The sequence below is a fragment of the Oleiharenicola lentus genome, assembly GCF_051660365.1.
Classification (GTDB): Bacteria; Verrucomicrobiota; Verrucomicrobiia; order Opitutales; family Opitutaceae; genus Lacunisphaera; species Lacunisphaera lenta_A.
The window spans coordinates 2,331,522-2,348,540 of the sequence record NZ_JBOZXB010000001.1 but is presented as its reverse complement, the minus strand read 5'-3'; the positions used below and the strand labels follow the sequence as shown (position 1 = coordinate 2,348,540).

18 protein-coding genes are annotated in these 17,019 nt (G+C 59.1%); 8 read left to right on the top strand and 10 right to left on the bottom strand.

The window, feature by feature from the left end:
• Window positions 1-43: 43 nt before the first annotated feature.
• From ACRRQW_RS08890 to ACRRQW_RS08875, 4 genes are all read right to left on the bottom strand, one after another.
• Window positions 44-433, bottom strand: a complete 390-nt coding sequence (locus ACRRQW_RS08890) for a GxxExxY protein (protein ID WP_438480935.1) — start codon at window positions 431-433, stop codon at window positions 44-46.
• A 26-nt stretch (window positions 434-459) separates the two neighbouring features.
• Complete coding sequence (locus ACRRQW_RS08885; RefSeq protein WP_438480934.1) at window positions 460-1,188, bottom strand: LytR/AlgR family response regulator transcription factor; 729 nt, start codon at window positions 1,186-1,188, stop codon at window positions 460-462.
• Entirely contained in the window at window positions 1,185-2,402 is a 1,218-nt protein-coding gene (locus tag ACRRQW_RS08880; protein WP_438480933.1) for a sensor histidine kinase, read from the bottom strand. Before ACRRQW_RS08880 ends, ACRRQW_RS08885 begins: the two co-directional genes overlap by 4 nt.
• Window positions 2,403-2,584: 182 nt before the next feature.
• Entirely contained in the window at window positions 2,585-3,769 is a 1,185-nt protein-coding gene (locus tag ACRRQW_RS08875) for a DUF748 domain-containing protein (RefSeq protein ID WP_438480932.1), read from the bottom strand.
• A gap of 63 nt (window positions 3,770-3,832) precedes the next feature.
• Between ACRRQW_RS08875 and ACRRQW_RS08870 the strand changes: the two genes are divergently transcribed.
• From ACRRQW_RS08870 to ACRRQW_RS08860, 3 genes are all read left to right on the top strand, one after another.
• Complete coding sequence (locus ACRRQW_RS08870) at window positions 3,833-6,553, top strand: PAS domain S-box protein (RefSeq protein WP_438480931.1); 2,721 nt, start codon at window positions 3,833-3,835, stop codon at window positions 6,551-6,553.
• 20 nt (window positions 6,554-6,573) lie between these two features.
• Window positions 6,574-7,068: a YdeI/OmpD-associated family protein gene (locus tag ACRRQW_RS08865; protein WP_438480930.1), complete on the top strand. Its 495-nt coding sequence runs from the start codon at window positions 6,574-6,576 to the stop codon at window positions 7,066-7,068.
• A 236-nt stretch (window positions 7,069-7,304) separates the two neighbouring features.
• Window positions 7,305-7,568, top strand: a complete 264-nt coding sequence (locus tag ACRRQW_RS08860) for a hypothetical protein (protein WP_438480929.1) — start codon at window positions 7,305-7,307, stop codon at window positions 7,566-7,568.
• 43 nt (window positions 7,569-7,611) lie between these two features.
• Here the strand turns inward: ACRRQW_RS08860 and ACRRQW_RS08855 are convergent, their stop codons facing one another.
• From ACRRQW_RS08855 to deoC, 6 genes are all read right to left on the bottom strand, one after another.
• Entirely contained in the window at window positions 7,612-8,037 is a 426-nt protein-coding gene (locus ACRRQW_RS08855) for a hypothetical protein (protein WP_438480928.1), read from the bottom strand.
• Between the two features lie 4 nt (window positions 8,038-8,041).
• On the bottom strand, window positions 8,042-8,908 hold the full coding sequence (locus ACRRQW_RS08850) for an aldehyde dehydrogenase family protein (protein ID WP_438480927.1): 867 nt from the start codon (window positions 8,906-8,908) through the stop codon (window positions 8,042-8,044).
• A gap of 12 nt (window positions 8,909-8,920) precedes the next feature.
• Window positions 8,921-10,267: a POT family MFS transporter gene (locus ACRRQW_RS08845; protein WP_438480926.1), complete on the bottom strand. Its 1,347-nt coding sequence runs from the start codon at window positions 10,265-10,267 to the stop codon at window positions 8,921-8,923.
• Window positions 10,268-10,273: 6 nt separating this feature from the next.
• Complete coding sequence (locus ACRRQW_RS08840; protein ID WP_438480925.1) at window positions 10,274-10,543, bottom strand: zinc ribbon domain-containing protein; 270 nt, start codon at window positions 10,541-10,543, stop codon at window positions 10,274-10,276.
• Window positions 10,544-10,631: 88 nt separating this feature from the next.
• Complete coding sequence (locus ACRRQW_RS08835; RefSeq protein ID WP_438482347.1) at window positions 10,632-12,143, bottom strand: aldehyde dehydrogenase family protein; 1,512 nt, start codon at window positions 12,141-12,143, stop codon at window positions 10,632-10,634.
• A gap of 99 nt (window positions 12,144-12,242) precedes the next feature.
• Window positions 12,243-13,181: a deoxyribose-phosphate aldolase gene (gene deoC, locus ACRRQW_RS08830; protein WP_438480924.1), complete on the bottom strand. Its 939-nt coding sequence runs from the start codon at window positions 13,179-13,181 to the stop codon at window positions 12,243-12,245.
• A 28-nt stretch (window positions 13,182-13,209) separates the two neighbouring features.
• Here deoC and ACRRQW_RS08825 point away from each other — a divergent pair, with 28 nt between their 5' ends.
• The 5 genes from ACRRQW_RS08825 to ACRRQW_RS08805 all read left to right on the top strand — a co-directional run bounded on the left by ACRRQW_RS08825 (window position 13,210) and on the right by ACRRQW_RS08805 (window position 16,971).
• Window positions 13,210-14,142 carry a hypothetical protein gene (locus ACRRQW_RS08825; protein ID WP_438480923.1) on the top strand — a complete coding sequence of 311 codons (933 nt, stop codon included), beginning with the start codon at window positions 13,210-13,212 and terminating at the stop codon, window positions 14,140-14,142.
• A 73-nt stretch (window positions 14,143-14,215) separates the two neighbouring features.
• Window positions 14,216-14,617, top strand: a complete 402-nt coding sequence (gene yciA / locus ACRRQW_RS08820; protein ID WP_438480922.1) for an acyl-CoA thioester hydrolase YciA — start codon at window positions 14,216-14,218, stop codon at window positions 14,615-14,617.
• Window positions 14,618-14,634: 17 nt separating this feature from the next.
• Entirely contained in the window at window positions 14,635-15,108 is a 474-nt protein-coding gene (locus ACRRQW_RS08815; protein ID WP_438480921.1) for a nuclear transport factor 2 family protein, read from the top strand.
• A 106-nt stretch (window positions 15,109-15,214) separates the two neighbouring features.
• Complete coding sequence (gene rarD / locus ACRRQW_RS08810; RefSeq protein WP_438480920.1) at window positions 15,215-16,135, top strand: EamA family transporter RarD; 921 nt, start codon at window positions 15,215-15,217, stop codon at window positions 16,133-16,135.
• A gap of 74 nt (window positions 16,136-16,209) precedes the next feature.
• On the top strand, window positions 16,210-16,971 hold the full coding sequence (locus ACRRQW_RS08805) for a GDSL-type esterase/lipase family protein (RefSeq protein WP_438480919.1): 762 nt from the start codon (window positions 16,210-16,212) through the stop codon (window positions 16,969-16,971).
• The last annotated feature ends 48 nt before the right edge of the window (window positions 16,972-17,019 follow it).

Genomic DNA, 17,019 nt, shown 5'->3' with positions numbered 1-17,019 from the left:
AATATTTTTAACCACGAATGAACACGAATTCACACGAATGATTTCAAAGAATCACTCGTTCCCATTCGAGTCTGGGCTTTTTGAAATTAATAATCAGCCCGACACGAAGTTTGGTAATACGGAGATAATTGAGCATTTGGCCGCGTTCGTGATCCGTGATGTGTTCGATTACTTTCGAGTCTACGACCACCGAGCCGCCTACAACGAGATCCGGCACGTATTCGCTGACCTGAATCCCTTTATACATCACATCGTAGCGCTGCTGTTGATCAAAAGTCAGCCCACGGATGCCCATCTCCACCACCATCGCATTCTCATACGGTTTCTCGTGGAGGCCATGCCCCAACTCACGCGACACTTCGAGCGCGCACCCAACGATTTGATAAACCAAATCGCCGTGCAGCCATTTCTCTTCGTGTGCATTCGTGTCCATTCGTGGTTACCTCAATATCAGCTGCCTCATAAACTCATGCGTTCGCGGAAGTCCTGGGCTTGGCGGCGGGAGAGTTCGACTTGGAGGCCGCCTTTCAACTTCACCAGCAAACCGCCGCTGAACCATGGTTCGATACCGTCGACCCACGCGAGGTTGATGACCTGCTTGCGATTGGCGCGGAAGAAGTGTTTGGCATCGAGCCGCTCTTCCATCGCCGTGAGTGAGCGAAACAGTTGCGGTTTCTGGTCATCGAAATGCACGCGCGTGTAATTGCCCTCGGATTCGAGCAGGCGGATATTTTTCACCGGCACGAACCAGCAACGGTCGCCTTCGCGAACGAACACTTTGTCTTCCAACGTAAGCCGGTGCGCCGAAATCGCGCCCGCTTCGAAAGGCGTTTCGCTGCCACGCGGGCGGATCTTTTCGAGCGCCGCGACGAGCCGGTTGGGGTCGACGGGTTTGAGCAGATAATCGAGCGCGTTGAACTCGAAGGCTTTCACGGCGAACTCATCGTAGGCCGTCGTAAAAATCACCAGCGGCACGGGCGCGGCGAGTTGCTCGAGCAAACTGAAGCCGTCCGCGCCGGGCATTTGCACATCGAGGAAAATGAGCTCGGGTTTAAGCGCGTTCACTTTCACGAGCGCATCTTCCACGTCCACCGCTTCGCCGACGATTTCGATGTCGGCGTGGGCAGCCAGGAGGCGGCGGAGTTCGTTACGCGCGAGGCGTTCGTCGTCGACGATCAGGGCTTTCATGCGAGAGAATCGGTTAACGGAATCCGCACATCGGCGGTGACGTAACCCGGAGTTTCCGAGTGTAACGTGAGCGTAGCGCGACTGCCGAACAACAGCTTGAGCCGCTCGGACGCATTGCGCAGACCGACGCCCGTCGATGAGCCCGCCCGCGCGGCGGCCGCGCTCGACGGAGCAGCGAGATTGCCGGGATTCGTGACCCGGATGTTGAGCACGTTGGCGTTGCGTTGCGCGAGGATGAGCACTTCGCCGCCTTCGCGTCGCGTGCTGATGCCGTATTTAACCGCATTTTCCACGAGGGTTTGCAGCAACATCGGCGGCACGCTGACCAGACGCGCTTCAGGAGAAATTTCCCAACGCACCCGCAAACGTGCTTCGTGCCGAATTCCTTCCAGCGCGAGATAATCCTCCACGATGCGCAATTCGTCTTCGAACGGCACGGTCTCGAGCTGGCCGGACTGGAGCGAATAGCGCAGCATGTTCGAAAGGCGGGTCACCGCTTCCCGCGCACGCGGGGCATCTTCGTCGATGAGCGCGCGCAGGCTGTTGAGCGAGTTGAAGAGAAAATGCGGATTCACCTGCGATTTCAGCGCGCGCAGCTCGGCTTCTTTCACATTGGCCGCCAGCTGCAGTTGGTCGACTTGGAGGCGATTGAGCCGATCAAAGACGTGGTAGAAAAAATAGAAAATCAGCCACACCGCAAAAATACCGATGCCGTTCAAACACGAGAGTCCGAACACGAGCCAGATATTGAGCTTCGACGTCCACGCCACCCCGACCACGCCGTAAGTATAGAAATAGCCCAAGCCATTCCAGAGCAGCGAAAGCACGATGCTCATCGCAAACACGCGCGGAAAAATGGCCCGCCAAGCGAGTTGCTTCCATTTCCAGCGATGCATCAACGGACGGATGTAGTGCGTGAGCAAAAGGCCCGACAGCACCACCATGATCATCACCGCGAATTCCGTGACCGGATCGCGCGGCTCGACCGGTTCGGTTTTAGCGTTGGCCACGGCACGTTGCAGAAAAAGGGGAATCGCCCAGAAAAGGCCCCAGCCCACGAGCTGACAGACGACATAAAGCCGTTCTTTAGCCCGGGTAATGCGAGCGGCGGTATCGGCAACGGCGTTAACAACCATGCCGCGACCAAATGCATCACGCTGCGGGGTCGCAAGCCCATGCACTGAACTGAGGGGAGTTGCGGAAGCGGAAGGCATAACCGCAGAACGCATGCCGCGCGCCTCGCTGGCAGCGCTAAATTGACGAGCGGCACCCGCGCGGGATGAGTGGCGCGACGGCCAAGAGGCTTGCCGCTCGACGCGACCGGCGCCGACGAGGCCGCGAACGCAGCCGATTTTCTCGAAACGGCCAAGGGGCGGTGCGGAGGCCGCCGCCCACCTTATTTCGACGGCGGCTTGGTTGCCGAAGTCGGAGGCGCGGCGGCTTCTTTCTTTGCGGGCTCAGGATCGCCGCTCACCCGCCCGCCTTGGCGGCTTTCTAATTTTTCCGGCCACGGGCGCACAAAGGCGTGGCGCAAGGTGTTCATGATCGTCTGCCACACGCCGACTTTCGCATCGCCGAACTCACCGGAGAACGGCACGCGTGTAGCGAGTTGATCTTTTTCGTGGTTCTTAAACACGAACGCCACGAAGCGCACGACGCCTTCCCAGATTTGTTTGCCCAGCGAAGGATCTTCGCCCGGCAGCGCTTTGAAATCCATGTTTTCGAAAAACGGTTTGAAGTAACCGTTGAATCCGCCGTCGCGCGCGAGAACTTCGACGTAGCCCTTGAACGTGCCGGCGCTCACGTCGACGTTCGCGTAGGCGCGCAAGAATTCGTTGAGCGAAGGCATCGAGACGTTTTCAAGTTCCACCTTCAGCAGAAAATGCGGTTGCGTCGCCAATGGTTCGAGCTCGGTCGTAACGTTGAGCCGGCCGCCGCCAATCGTCTCGCCGTGCAGGTTGATGCGTGCGGGAAACTCGACTTTGTTTTCTTCGTCCGTGCGATTGCGCAGGCCAGTCGCGGTCGCTTGCATGTTCGCAACATATACGTCGACGCGCGGCGTCGTAGAATTGTTCACGTAGCGCAGCAGCCCGTCGCGAATTTGCAGGAAAGTGATGTCGATCGGGAAAATATCGTTGATCACATCCTGCCAGCGTTTGTCGGTCGCGACCTGACTGGAGGCATCGGAAGCGCCCTGAACGAAATTCAACTCAGGTTTTTCGAGATAAATATCGCTGACGACTTTCCCGCGAAACAGTTCGCGCCACGCCAGCGAGAAATCGATGGCTTCCGCTTTGAAAAACGGCTCCCGCACCTGGCCGTTTCGCTTCACAATCTCCACGCCGTGCAGGCTGTAAGCACCGCGATACAGGCTGAGATCAACGTCCGCCACTTGCCCCGAGTAATCCGGTATCTCGTTCAACCGCTTGTTAATAGACGATTTTATAAAACCCGGTAACACCAGCCGCACGACTATCAACAGAACTACAATTACGCCTAAAATGATGAACGCAGTGCGGAACCGGTGATGCTGGCGGGGGCGCTTCGTCGCAGGATCTGGGTTATCGAAATTGGCAGGCATGATCCGTGGGACAACGGGTCAGCGGCAGAGTTCGCGGGGTGATGATTTTTGCGCGGGATTGCCATGCTTACGGAACAAGTTTTGCTCGGCTCTCGTTACATGAACGGTTGGCTCGTCACAAATTTCGACTACCTCGCTTTTTTGGCGACAGCTGCGGCGATGTGGGCGGGATTGATTTGGTGGCTACGACGCACGGATCGTTTCAGCACATTGCCCCGCACCACCTGGGTGCTGCTCGCGTTGCCGTTGATCGGTGGTTGGTTCCAGGTGAATCATGCGGGAGCTAACGCTCAGAGAAACGTGCAGGAGCGCGTGCTGTTGATGCTGCCGTTTTATGTGCAGGAGTTCGAGCAACTCGGCCACGCGCGTCTCAAGGACAAGCCCGCGCAGGACGACCCGCTCTACCACGAACTCGTGCAAACGCAGATTCGCTGGCTGAAATTAAATCCGTTTATCGCCGACATTTATACGTATCGCGTGAACGCGGATGGCTCGGTGTTTTTGCTCGTCGATTCGGAAACCGACTACAACCACAACGGCGTCTACGACGAACCTCGCGAACAACGCACGGTGCCGGGCGAAATTTATCCTAGCGTCCGGACCGGTATCAAACGCGCGCTCGCCGGTGAAACGTATTTCGACACCGACATCGTCACGGATCGCTGGGGCCGCTGGGTCAGCGCCTTTGCTCCGCTGCGCGACAAAGACGGCAAAGTCGAAGCCGTGCTCGGCGTGGATCTCGATGCCGGTGAATGGATCATGCAAGGCGTCCGCGCCCGCGGCGTGTGGCTGTGGTCGGTGGCCGGCATCTTCCTCATCATCTCCGCTTCGGTGGTCGTGATCGCACTCCAGCGTCACGAACTCGACGAACGCAAACGCGCCGAGCACCAGGCGAACGAGCAAGGCCAGTTGCGCAAAATGATTTTTGACCAAGCTCCGGGTGGCGTCGCGCTCGCCAAACTCGACCACCACATCGTCGAGGTGAACGAAGCCTTTTGCCGCATCGTCGGATATTCGCGCCAGGAATTGCTGCGCATGAGCTTTGTGCAATTTACGCACCCCGAAGACGTCGACGCCACTGTCGAGCGCAACAATCTCGTGGCTAAAGGCTCGGCGGAAACCATCGAACTCGAGAAACGCTACATCCGCAAAGACGGTTCCACCGTCGAGGTCATGGTTCGCGTCGGCCTCGTGCGCGACGACGACGGCACGCCGCGCTACCTTGTGGGCCAAGTCACCGACATCACGGAGCAACGTCGCACGCAGGTCGAACTCATCGCGCGCCAGAAACAGCTCGCGGCCATCCTCACGAATACGCCCATCGTGCTCTACGCCGTCGACACACGCGGAATTTTCACGCTCTCCGAAGGCGCCGGCCTCGCCATGCTTCATTTGGAAACCGCGCAATGCGTCGGCCAGTCCGTCTTCGATCTCTACGCGAACCGTCCGGATATTCTCTCTGACATCCGGCGCGGTCTTTCCGGCGAATCCACTACCAGCCAACGCGAGATCAACGGCGCCATCTTTGAAATGCGCGGATCCCCTATCCACGACGCCGAAGGCAAAATCTCCGGCGTCATCGGCATCGCCCTGGACATCACTCCGCGCGTGCAAGCTTCGCGCGAACGCGAAAAAATCGAACGCAAGCTCCTCGAAGTGCAAAAACTCGAGAGCCTCGGCGTGCTCGCGGGCGGCGTGGCGCACGATTTCAACAACCTGCTCACCACGATCCTCGGCAACGCCAATCTCATCCGCGACGACCTCCCGGCCCAATCACCCGCGTTCGTCAGTTTAAATCAGATCGAGCAGGCTTCGCACACCGCCGCTAATCTCTGCCAGCAACTGCTCGCTTACGCCGGACGCCGGCGCATCGATACCACTTCGCTCAACCTCAGCGTGCTCGTGCGCGAGACGGCTGATTTGCTGCGCGTCTCCGTCGATGCGCACGCCGCGCTTGAATTCGAACTCGCGGAAACCTTGCCCAACGTCGCCGCCGATCCCGTGCAAGTGCGGCAAGTATTGTTGAACTTGGTGCTCAATTCCGCCGAAGCCCTCGGTCGGCGCGACGGCCTCATCCAGGTTTCCACGCGGGTGCAAACCCTCGATGGCACGTGGTTCGCCGAGGCGCGCATCGGCCAGGAACTCACAACCGGCGAATACGTGTGCCTCGAAGTGAAAGACAACGGCCCCGGCCTCGACGCCAGCACGCAGGCGCGCGTCTTCGATCCCTTTTTCTCCACCAAAGGCAGCGGTCGCGGTCTGGGGCTCGCTGCCGCGCTCGGCATCATGCGCAGTCACCACGGCGCGCTCCGCCTCACCACGCAACCCGGCCAAGGCGCGAGTTTCATTCTCTGTTTCCCGATTCAGCCCAAACCAGCGCCGGTTAAGATCGCCGCTTCCGCCGGTCGCAACTGGCGCGGCAGCGGTTACGTGCTGATCGTGGACGACGAAGATCCCGTGCGCACGGTCACCGCGCAGATGGTCGCGCATTACGGTTTCGAAGTGAAACAGGCTTCATCCGGCCAGGAAGCCATCGATCTCGCGCGCCAGCGCGGCACGCCATTCGATCTCGTGCTGCTCGACCTCACGATGCCCGTGATGGACGGCTTCGATACCTTCACCGCGCTCCGCCAGATTTACCCTGAACAACGCATCGTCGTGTTCAGCGGCTACAGCGCACAGGACGCGCGCCAGCGTTTCGCCGGGAAAAATCTCACCGGCTTCCTGCAAAAACCATTCAGCTCGGACACGCTGCGCGGGATTTTGAATCAGATTTCCCCGTAAATCGCGCGGCTCAGAACGTCATGCCGAAAAGGAAATTCACCGCCGAACTTTATACTGTCGCCTGGATTCGCTGGGTCGATCTACCGAAACCGGCGATCGATCAACTCAAGCTCCCACCCGCCGACATCAAGGGCGGCGGTGAAGGCTGGAACGCGATCCTGCGTTTCAACGACGACGTCGATCGCGTCACGCTTTTTCCCGGCAAACGCGGTCACTACAAAGTCGCGTTCAAAGCCGAGCTCGTGAAAGCCGCCGGCGTCGATGCTGGCGACACGATTTCATTTACCCTCGAGCCTGACGCTGCGACGCGCGAACCGGAAGTCCCCGAGGAAATGCGCAAAGCGTTTCAAGATCGCCCGCAGCTCGAAAAAAAATGGCTCGCCCACAGCGTCGCGATTCGCCGCCAAGTGTTGCGCTATATCGAGCAGGCCAAGACGCACGAAACCCTCGTAAAGCGCTGCTGGCTCTTCCTCGACCGCCTCGACGAAACAGGCAAACTGAGCGGCGATAATTAAGCGGTGTTAAGGTGGAGCTCGCCTCCGGCCAGGTATCAGAATTTGCATCTCCACACGTCATCCCCGCGTGGCCTCCAGGCCCGACATCGCTTCAGCGTCGGGCGGAAGGCGGATTCCACCTGAGCAACGGATTCCGGCACAGCGCATTATTTACGCGAGGAGCACAGGGGCGAAACCGGCCCGCATCGCTGGAGTTGTCGGTGCCACGGAGTAAAGTAGCCACAATTCCTTCCGCCATGAATACCTGCTGCACCGACAAACTCGCTCACGTCACCTCCGCGCCCTCTTCGCCCGCGCGCCGGCGTCGTTATGGTTTCGCGTCGCTGCTGAAAATTTTCAACCAGCCCGGGCTGCCGTCGGTGGATCTGGCCGACAGCCATCCGCCCATCGAATTACAACAACCCGTGTCGGGCGCGATCGCCGCGAAAGAAGAATTCGGCCCACTGCCCGCCTCCGGCCGGCCGGCCCACACGCGATTCATGCCGTGGCGCCTGGAGTGACCAAGCGTTTCCCCGGGCACTGGTAAAGTAATACGTTACCAGCTCACTCGCGCGAACGAAACCCCGAGGTGCGCGGCTCGAAGGTCTGGCGCGCGAACACCGGCGCGTATTGCAACAGGCCGAGCACACCGAGTAGCACGAGTTCGCGGGTATAAATTCCCCCGAGGAAAATTCCCAATATGCCGCATGCTTCCGCCGTCGCGAGGCCGACGATCACCAGCGAAAACGCGCGCACCGGCGTCATCACGCGCGGCAACATCAGCCACCGAATCACGATGCTGATAAACAGCGGGGCCACCCCGATCAGGTTGATCAACGACTGCGGCGAAGCCGAACCGGTGAAACGCGAAGCTGGCACGAGGAACGCGTAGAGGGCGCCGAGGCCGGCGAGCTGGCTCGCCCACAACACCCACCACACGAGCATGAGATTCCGCGATTCCCGCGGAGCGATCGGAATGAGCACACTCATGCGCTCACGCTCCGATCGGGTGCCACGTGGTCTTGAACTCCACGAAGTCGCGGATCTCGTAAAGGCTCTGCGCCTGGTCGGCGAACCAATCGATTTTGTCCTCGGCATGGAGCAGCTTCACGCGTTTCACGCTTTCGGCCGCACCGAGTTTGAGCGTTTTGCGGTCGTCGGCATTGACGACGCCCGAGATGGCGCGGAGGTGCGTATGCGTGGCAAACGTCGGGACCATTTCCTTGCGGAAACCGGTGAGCAAATTCACCACGCCACCGGGCAGATCGCTCGTCGCCAGCATTTCGCCCAGCACGATCGCCGGGTAAGGCTGCGTGGACGAAGCGAGCGCGATGACCGTGTTGCCACTCGTGATCGCGGGCGCGATGAGCGACACCAGCGCGAGCAACGGCGATTCATCGGGCGCAATCACGCCGATGATTCCCATCGGTTCCGTCACTGTGAAATTGAAATGCGGCGACGCCACCGGGTTTACGTTGCCGAGGACTTGTTCGTATTTGTCGGTCCAGCCGGCGTAGTAAACGAGCCGATCGATCGTCGCGGTGATTTCTTTTGCCGCGGCGGCTTTGGAAATTCCGCTCACTGCGAGCGCGTCAGCCAGGTCGGCTTTGCGCGCTTCGATCATCTCGGCGAGGCGATAAATAATCTGGCCACGATTGTAGGCCGTGCGTTTCGCCCAACCGGGGCCGGCTTTGGCGGCGGCCTCGACGGCATTACGCAGATCTTTGCGCGTGCACTGCGGGATGTTGGCGAAAAATTCACCGGACGCATCCTTGATCGGGAACACGCGCGCGCTCTCGGAACGGATGAAAGCACCGCCGACGTAAACTTTCGGGGTTTTGGTGATGGGCAGACGAGTCATAGTGAAAAGAGGTTAAGACGTTGCCGGAGTGGTTGTCTGGAATTGAGCATCGTCCTTGTAGCTACGCGCGACGAGAGCGAAGACAAACGATGCGACCATCGCCAGCACCGCGTAGAAAACAAAGTAAGCCGGGCCGCTCAGCTTCGAGGACCCATCCGGATTACCGATGAACCACTGCACGCCCGCGGTGAAGAAATTGCCCAGCGAAACAGAGAACAGATACAACGCCTGCACGACTGCCTTGAGGTGCTTGGGGGCCTGCGTGTAAGCGAACTCCAGCGCCGTAATCGATGCCATCACTTCGCCAAGTGAAAGAAGCACATAACCCGGCGCCTGCCAAAACACGCTCGGTCGCGCGCCCTGATCGATCATGACATCGATCCACGCGCTAAACAGAAACGAGACGCCGATAAGGAAAATCCCAAGACCAATTTTGCGCAGCGGGGTGAGTGGCCACACGCGGCTGATGAGCGGATAAATTACAAAATGGCACAGCGGCACAAACGCGAGGATCAGCGGGCCGTTGATCGCCTGCACTTGCGACGACATAATTTCCACGCCGAACACGACGCGGTTCATTTTCTCTGCCTGTAAGGTCCACGTGCTGCCGCATTGATCCCACAGCGCCCAGAACACCGCCATGAACGCAAAAATGAAAGCGAGACCGCCCAGCGTTTTGCCCGTCTCACGATTGAAAGTGCGTGCGAAGAAAGATTTCCCGGCCGGCGGGACGTGGATGAATTTATTGCGGCCAGCCCAAAACACAAAGACGGCAAGCACCATCAACGCGGCCGGAATTCCAAAGGCCCACGCCGGGCCATAGTTTTTCAGCAACCACGGCGTCATCACGATGGAGAACGTCGAACCGAAATTCACCGCGAGATAAAACCAGCCGAACGCTTTGCTCAGCAAAGTCTGATTTGACGGACCAAACTGATCCCCCACGTGCGACGAAACGCAGGGCTTGATGCCACCGGCGCCGAACGCGATTAGCCCGAGGCCCAGCGCAAGACCCAGCCGGGTATCATCCATCGCGAGCGCGACGCAGCCCAACGCGTAAACCAACGAGAGCCAGAAAATCGTCCGATATTTCCCGAAGAAAACGTCGGCGACGATTGCGCCAAACGCCGGCAGAAAGTAATTCGCGCTGACAAAAAGATGATACCACTTGCTCGCCTCGTGTTCGCCCATCGTCGCGAGCGCACCGTTCGACCCCATGAGGTATTGCGTCATGTAAATGACGAGGATCGCCTTCAGCCCGTAAAAATTAAACCGCTCGGCCGCTTCGTTGCCGATGATGTAAGGAATACCCGGCGGCATGCCTTGGGTGTCAGTGGGAGTGGAGCGGTAATCAGCCATGAAAAATCAGCGGAGGAAAATTCCTAGAACGAAAAGCACGATGAGGACAACGGCGACCACGAGCCAGAGTTTGCCCCTGGAGCGCGGCGCTTTGCGCTGCGGAGCATCGTCGTCGGTGAAAGCTTCTGCGGGCAGATCGAGACCGTCGTAGCGCGTGTCGTCATCGTTCCAACCGGAGCGCTCGTCCGCGCCGCAACCCGGGCAAGCCTTCGCACCACGCGGCACGCGCTCGCCACACACGGGACATTCAGAGGGAGGAACGAACTGAGAAGACATTGAGAGAATCTGGAAATCAGGAACTCAGGGATGGAGGCGCTTGGGTTCATTTCCTGATTTCCTGAGTTCCAGATAAATCACTCTGGTTTTAAACAAGCTTACAGTAATCGAGCAGGCCTTGGCGGCCGCCTTCGCGACCGAAACCGGATTCCTTATAGCCGCCGAACGGCGAGGTCGGATCGAACTTGTTGTAAGTGTTCGCCCACACCACGCCGGCTTTGAGCTCGGTCGACATCTTCAAGATGCGCGAACCCTTGTCCGTCCACACGCCGGCGCTAAGTCCGTAGGCGGTGTTGTTCGCTTTTTCGATCGCTTCGTCGAGCGTGCGGAAAGTGAGAATCGAAAGCACCGGCCCAAAGATTTCTTCGCGTGCCACGCGACTGCTCATCGAGACGTCGGAGAACAGGGTCGGGCGGAAATAAAAGCCTTTCGTCGGCAGCTTGCACGGCGGCTGATACATCGTCGCGCCTTCCTTCACGCCAGCAGCGACGAGTTTTTCGATCGTGTGGAGTTGCTCCTTGGAATTGATCGCACCGATGTCGGTGTTTTTGTCGATCGGATCGCCAACGCGGAGCGTGCGGATGCGGTTCTTCAGTTTCGCCAGCACTTCGTCGGCGACAGTTTCTTGCACGAGCAAACGCGAACCGGCGCAGCACACGTGGCCTTGATTAAAGAAGATGCCGTTGACGATGCCTTCGACGGCCTGATCGATCGGCGCGTCGTCGAACACGATGTTCGCCGCCTTACCACCGAGTTCCATGGTCATCTTTTTGTCGGTGCCCGCGAGCGAGCGCATGATGATTTTGCCCACTTCGGTCGAACCGGTGAACGCGACCTTCGCCGCCGTCGCGTGACCCATGATGGCCGCGCCGGTGTCGCCAAAACCAGTAACGATGTTAACCACACCCGGAGGCAGGCCCGCGTCCTGGAAAATTTCGGCCAACTTGAGCGCCGTGACGCTGGTTGTTTCCGCCGGCTTAATGACGACCGTGTTGCCCATCGCGAGCGCGGGCGCGAGTTTCCACGCGAGCATCAACAGCGGGAAATTCCACGGAATGACCTGACCCACGACGCCGAGCGGCGCGACTTTGCGACCGGGCGCGACGTAATCGAGTTTGTCGGCCCAACCCGCGTGATAAAAGAAATGCGCGGCGGCCATCGGCACGTCGAAGTCGCGCGATTCCTTGATCGGTTTGCCCCCGTCGAGCGTCTCCGCGACGGCGAACTCTCGCGCGCGATCCTGCAGCAAGCGCGCGATGCGGTAGAGGTATTTCGCGCGCTCCTTGCCGGGCAATTTGCCCCACGTGTGATCGAAGGCTTTTTTCGCGGCGGCGTAAGCGGCGTCGACGTCGGCAGCGTTGCCATGCGCGATTTCCGTGAGCTTTTGCTCGTTGGCCGGATTGATGGAATCGAAATATTTGCCGGAAGACGGCGCGACGAATTTGCCGTTGATGAACAGTTCGTAGCGCGCCTTCAGCTTCGGATCGGCCGTCTCAGGCGCGGGATCGAATTGCCACAAATCGCCAAAGATTAATTCGGGGGCGGGACGACCTTGGGAGCGTTTGGCAGGACGTTTAATAACGGGAGCGACAGTAGACATGATTTTGAACCACAGAGGCACAGAGTTCACGGAGGGAAGTCCGCAGGAATTACTCCGTGTGCTCTGTGCCTCCGTGGTTAAATTTTCGGGATTTTTAAATTAATAAGATTCGGCGGCTTCGCTGAAATAGTAGGGTGCTTGGTAAGCGCCGGTTTTTTCTTTTTCGAGCTGGCGGAGCACGTCGTTGAGCAACGACGACGCGCCGAAACGGTAACGCGTGTTGTTGAGCCACTCGTCACCGAGCGTTTCCTTGACGGCAATGAGGAACGTCAGCGCTTGTTTCGCCGTGCGGATGCCGCCGGCGGGTTTCATCGAAATCGGAATGCCGGTATCGAGATAGAAATCGCGAATCGCTTCGAGCATCACCTGGTTGTTGCCAAGCGTGGCATTGAGCGACGTTTTGCCGGTGCTCGTCTTGATAAAATCATTCGGGCGCAGCACGCGCATCGAGAGGAAGGAGGCGGCGCGGATGTTATCGTAGGTTTCGAGTTCGCTGACTTCGAGAATCACTTTGAGGGTCGCCTCGCCGCAGGCTTCGACCACGGCAGCGACTTCGTCCTGCACGAGTTGAAACTCGCCGGATAGAAATGCCCCGCGGTTGATCACCATGTCGATTTCGTCAGCACCGTCTTCAACCGCCGCTTTCACTTCGGCGAGCCGAGTCTTGAGCGGCGCTTGTCCGGACGGAAAGGCGGTCGCGACAGAAGCGATCCGGATCGCGGTATCTTCGCCCAACGCGCGGCGCGCGTGTTTCACCATCGCAGGATAGACGCACACCGCGGCGACCTGCGGGACATCGAGTCCCTCGTGCGGACTCATCGCCTTTTGGCAAAGCGAGGCAACTTTTCCGGGAGTGTCTTTCCCTTCGAGCGTGGTGAGATCGATCATCGACGCGGCGAGTTTGAGGCCCTGGACTTTCGCGGCCTTTTTGATGCTGCGGGTGCCGTATTTCGCCACGCGCTCTTCGATCCCGACAAAATCGACCGTGCCGATTTCGTTGAACAAACGCCGGAACGCGGCATGAGCAGTGCTTGACATGGTCCCTTCACTCTCTGGCCAAAGCCTTTTGAAAACAACGCCAAAGTCGGTCGCGCTGCTCGTCTTTCTATTTATTGCGGGCGGCATTTACGCGAGCGACACGACGGCGGGTTTTGCCGCGCCAGTCGTCGCCGGCCAACTCGCCGAACCCAAGAACCGCGAAGCCAGCGGGCTCGCCGCCTCGCATCGCACGAAAGGCTTGTTGTGGGTCGTCAATGACAGCGGCGGAGACAATGTTGTCTATGCCATCGACGACAAAGGCGCAGCCCGTGGCGCGGTGCGGCTGCAAGGAGTGAAAAACACCGATTGGGAAGACCTCACGTCGTTCGAACTCGACGGCAAGGCGATGCTCCTCGTCGCCGATACGGGAAATAATTTCAGCACGCGCACGCCGTGCGTGTTGCACGTGTTCACCGAACCCGACGTGGCGCGGCTTTCTCCCGGCCAGGAAATCACGCTCACGCCCGATTACTCCATTTATTTTGTATTCGAAGACGGCGCACGCGATTGCGAAGCCGTCACCGTGGATGCCGTGGAACGGGCCGTTTACCTGCTCTCCAAACGCGAGGTGCCAGCGAAGCTCTACCGCGTGCCGCTCCAACGCGCGCAACGCGAAATCCCCGCCGCCGCGCGTGTCGTCGGCACCGTGCCGCAGCTCCCCCAACCGCTCGGGCTGCAAAAAATGGTGCCCGCGCCGCTCTTCGGTTTGCGCGGCCAGCCCACCGCGATCGATTTCGCGCCGGACGGTCGCAGCGCGCTCGTGCTGCTCTACGGCGGGCCGTTGCTGTTCAAACGCGAGCGCAACGAATCATGGGCCGACGCTCTCGCGCGCACGCCGGTGGCGTTGCCGGCTTTCGATCTCCCGCAGGCCGAAGCGGCGTGTTTTTCGCGCGATGGCCGTTCGATTTTTGTGTGTTCGGAAAAAGTGCTGACGTTGCTGCGCTACGACAAGAAACCTTAGCTTTAGAAGATACCCCTTGCGATGATTGCTGGGGAAACTTGCCCGTCCGCGTGAGGCGTGATTGGTTTGCCCCATGACGAATCCGCCTATTTCTCCCGCGCCCACCGAACCCCAAGGGGAACTCGTGATCCGCACCATCGCGATGCCGGCGGACACCAATCCCAACGGCGATATTTTCGGCGGCTGGTTGATGTCGCAGATGGATCTCGGTGCCGCGATCTACGCACGCAATCTTTCCCGCAGTCGCGTGACCACAGTCGCGGTCGATGGCATGGCGTTCCTGAATCCCGTCAATGTCGGCGACATCGTAAACTGCCACGCGTCGATTCTGAAAGTCGGGCGCACTTCGATGAAAATAAACGTCGAGGCGTGGGTGCAGCGCAGCACGGACAGCAAACTCCTGCGCGTGACCGAGGGCGTTTTCACTTACGTGGCCATCGACGAAAACGGCCGGCCGCAACCGGTGCATCGTTAAAATTAACACGCTTCCTCATGAATCTCCGATTCCGTCTGCTGCCTTTGTTGGTTTCATTGTTTTTTGCCGCGTTCACCGCCCCGGGCCATGCCCAGCGCATGAGCATCGGCGATGGTTTGAAAGCCGCCGTGATTCGCGCCGATGAAGTGCGCATCTACGCACAACTGTCGGCGGATCTCAGTGGCCTCGATGACCTGCTCACGAAAGATTGCCTTTATGTGCACTCGTCCGGGCGCAGCCAGACGAAGGCGGAGTTCCTCGCCGATTTGAAATCGGGCGCGCTCATTTACACGAAGTTTCAATACACAGCGGCGCCGCTCGTTCGTCTTTATGAGGGCAAACTCGCGATCGTCACCGGCACCGTGAACATGGAAGCGACCACGAAAGCCGCGGGAGACGTTAAGAAAACCCTCCTCACCACCTGCATCTACATAATCCAGAATGAACGCTGGCAACTCGTGTCGTATCAATCGACCAACGCGGCTCCGTAAAACCGCATCGCGCTGAGCGCGGGCAAAGTGTGCTGCCCGTTTGCGAGTGTCAGTGCCGGGCGGTTCGGTTGACGTGGCAGTGGGTGCACCCAATCGTCAGCGCTCCTTGTCCTCAAACGAAACAGCTCAAAACGCCAGCAGGGGCGGGTTATCCGCCGCCGCCGGATTCATCGCGTGGGGCATCGTGCCCATTTATTGGAAACAACTGCACGACATCGCCGCGATCGAGCTCATCACGCATCGCCTCGTCTGGTCGCTGGTATTTCTCGTCGGCGTGCTCGCGTGGCAGAAAAATCTCGGCACCCTGCGCGCTGGTTTCACTTCGCCCCGCGTGATCGGCCTGAACCTCATCAGCAGCGTGCTGTTGACGGTGAACTGGCTGACGTATGTCTGGGGCGTGAACCAGGGATTCATCATCGAATGCAGCCTGGGTTACTTTCTCACACCGCTGTGCAACGTCGCTCTCGGCTACTTGATTTTGCATGAACGACCGCGCCCGCTCCAATGGGCCGCGATCGGCTGCGCGGCCGTGGGCGTGGGCGTTTTGCTTTTGAAGCTCGGGCACTTTCCGTGGATCGCGATCGTGATTGCGGGGACGTGGGCGACCTACGGTTTGTTGAAGAAAAAATCCGCACTCGGGCCGCTCGCGGGACTGACCGCGGAAACGTTATTGCTGCTGCCTCTCGCCGTGGGCGCGCTCCTGTGGTGGCACCACACTGGCCAAGGCGCGCTCGGTCGCGTCAACGCGTGGCAACACACCCTGATCTTAAGCGCCGGTTGGATCACCGCGATCCCGCTGTTGCTATTTGCCTACGGCGCCCAACGCGTGCGGCTCACGACGCTCGGTTTGCTGCAATACCTCGCGCCGACCGTGCAATTTCTCATCGGGCTTTTCGTTTACCACGAAGCGTTCGATACGGGACGGTTGCAGGCCTTCGCGATTATCTGGATCGGACTGCTCCTTTACACGGCGGATGGCTTTTGGACGCAGCGCCGGACGTTTCTGAAAACGGTCGCTGGTTCGTAACTGGTCTGGCGGAGTGATTTCTTGCGGTGCGAGGTCACCTGCCCAAGGTGATGCGCGTCTTTACCCGTCTACCCATGAACAAAAAACTCCGTTTCCTTGCGCCGGTTTTTGCCGGCCTTTTCTCTCTCGCGATTGCGCAGACCAGCGCGCCCGCAACGGTGCCGCCCAAGCCCGTTGATCCTACGGTCGGCATTCCGAAACGCGCAAATCCTGCTTTCTACGAATTACACGCGGAGTTTCTTAAACGCACCAAATCCGGCCCGATCGGCCTGCTTTTCATCGGCGACTCCATCACCCACGGCTGGAGAAAAGCCCCGGAAACCTGGGAGCAATACTACAGCAAATACCAGCCAGCCAACTTCGGCATCGGCGGCGACCAGACCCAACACGTCATCTGGCGCATTGAGGACGGTGAACTTGATGGCATCAAGCCAAAGGTCGTTGTCGTCATGATTGGCACGAACAACAGCGGCGCCCACACCGCGCCGCAGATCCTCGCGGCCAATACCAAAATCGTGGAACTGATCCGTGCGAAATTGCCGAAAACCAAAGTGCTCATGCTGGCGATTTTCCCGCGTGGCCCACGTAAAGATAAACAAGGCGTCGTAACCGATGACGGCGTCTCCCGCATGAACGTCATCAACGAAGTCAACGCCGGCCTGGCCAAACTCGACGACGGGAAAAATGTGCGCTTCCTCGATATCACCAAAGCCTGGCTCGGCGCAGACGGCAAAATCCCCGACAGCGTGATGCCCGACCAACTCCATCCGACCGGTCCGAGCTACAAGCTGTGGGCGGAAGCGATGGACCCGTTGCTCACCGAGATGATGAAGTAATCGCTCGCGCCATTCCTCTCACAAAAAAGGCCCGCATCACTGCAGGCC

Bases quoted from the DNA above. Each gene is read 5' to 3' on its own strand.
- ACRRQW_RS08870 (WP_438480931.1), top strand. From the start codon at position 3,833: ATGCTTACGGAACAAGTTTTGCTCGGCTCTCGTTACATGAACGGTTGG.
- ACRRQW_RS08860 (WP_438480929.1), top strand. From the start codon at position 7,305: ATGAATACCTGCTGCACCGACAAACTCGCTCACGTCACCTCCGCGCCC.
- ACRRQW_RS08845 (WP_438480926.1), bottom strand. From the start codon at position 10,267: ATGGCTGATTACCGCTCCACTCCCACTGACACCCAAGGCATGCCGCCG.
- ACRRQW_RS08840 (WP_438480925.1), bottom strand. From the start codon at position 10,543: ATGTCTTCTCAGTTCGTTCCTCCCTCTGAATGTCCCGTGTGTGGCGAG.
- ACRRQW_RS08885 (WP_438480934.1), bottom strand. From the start codon at position 1,188: ATGAAAGCCCTGATCGTCGACGACGAACGCCTCGCGCGTAACGAACTC.
- ACRRQW_RS08875 (WP_438480932.1), bottom strand. From the start codon at position 3,769: ATGCCTGCCAATTTCGATAACCCAGATCCTGCGACGAAGCGCCCCCGC.
- deoC (WP_438480924.1), bottom strand. From the start codon at position 13,181: ATGTCAAGCACTGCTCATGCCGCGTTCCGGCGTTTGTTCAACGAAATC.
- ACRRQW_RS08815 (WP_438480921.1), top strand. From the start codon at position 14,635: ATGAATCTCCGATTCCGTCTGCTGCCTTTGTTGGTTTCATTGTTTTTT.
- ACRRQW_RS08855 (WP_438480928.1), bottom strand. From the start codon at position 8,037: ATGAGTGTGCTCATTCCGATCGCTCCGCGGGAATCGCGGAATCTCATG.
- ACRRQW_RS08850 (WP_438480927.1), bottom strand. From the start codon at position 8,908: ATGACTCGTCTGCCCATCACCAAAACCCCGAAAGTTTACGTCGGCGGT.
- ACRRQW_RS08865 (WP_438480930.1), top strand. From the start codon at position 6,574: ATGCCGAAAAGGAAATTCACCGCCGAACTTTATACTGTCGCCTGGATT.
- ACRRQW_RS08890 (WP_438480935.1), bottom strand. From the start codon at position 433: ATGGACACGAATGCACACGAAGAGAAATGGCTGCACGGCGATTTGGTT.
- ACRRQW_RS08805 (WP_438480919.1), top strand. From the start codon at position 16,210: ATGAACAAAAAACTCCGTTTCCTTGCGCCGGTTTTTGCCGGCCTTTTC.
- ACRRQW_RS08835 (WP_438482347.1), bottom strand. From the start codon at position 12,143: ATGTCTACTGTCGCTCCCGTTATTAAACGTCCTGCCAAACGCTCCCAA.
- ACRRQW_RS08880 (WP_438480933.1), bottom strand. From the start codon at position 2,402: ATGCCTTCCGCTTCCGCAACTCCCCTCAGTTCAGTGCATGGGCTTGCG.
- yciA (WP_438480922.1), top strand. From the start codon at position 14,216: ATGACGAATCCGCCTATTTCTCCCGCGCCCACCGAACCCCAAGGGGAA.